The organism is Xanthobacter autotrophicus (genome assembly GCF_029991245.1).
GTDB lineage: Bacteria > Pseudomonadota > Alphaproteobacteria > Rhizobiales > Xanthobacteraceae > Xanthobacter > Xanthobacter autotrophicus_C.
In genome coordinates, this window is record NZ_JAIVFO010000491.1 from 1 (window position 1) to 289 (window position 289).

Here is a 289-nt window from a genome sequence, read left to right on the forward strand (position 1 = left end):
CTCGCCCACGGCCGTTCCACGCCACTGCCCGAGCCCTCGCCTGGCACCCTGGCCGCCGCCCGGGAGCGCGCCGCCGCGGTGGCGCAGCGCGCCGGGGTGCAGCGCATCGACGCCGCCGGCCTGGCGCGGCTGGAGGCCGCAGCGCAGTCGCAGGAGCGCACGCTCGCCCACGGCCGTTCCACGCCACTGCCCGAGCCCTCGCCTGGCACCCTGGCCGCCGCCCGGGAGCGCGCCGCCGCGGTGGCGCAGCGCGCCGGGGTGCAGCGCATCGACGCCGCCGGCCTGGCGC

General features: G+C 82.7%; 1 protein-coding gene. It reads left to right on the forward strand.

The features are described 5' to 3' along the window. Window positions 1-289 (forward strand): hypothetical protein (locus tag K9U41_RS23815; RefSeq protein ID WP_282643283.1); only part of this gene is annotated, 289 nt, incomplete at both ends.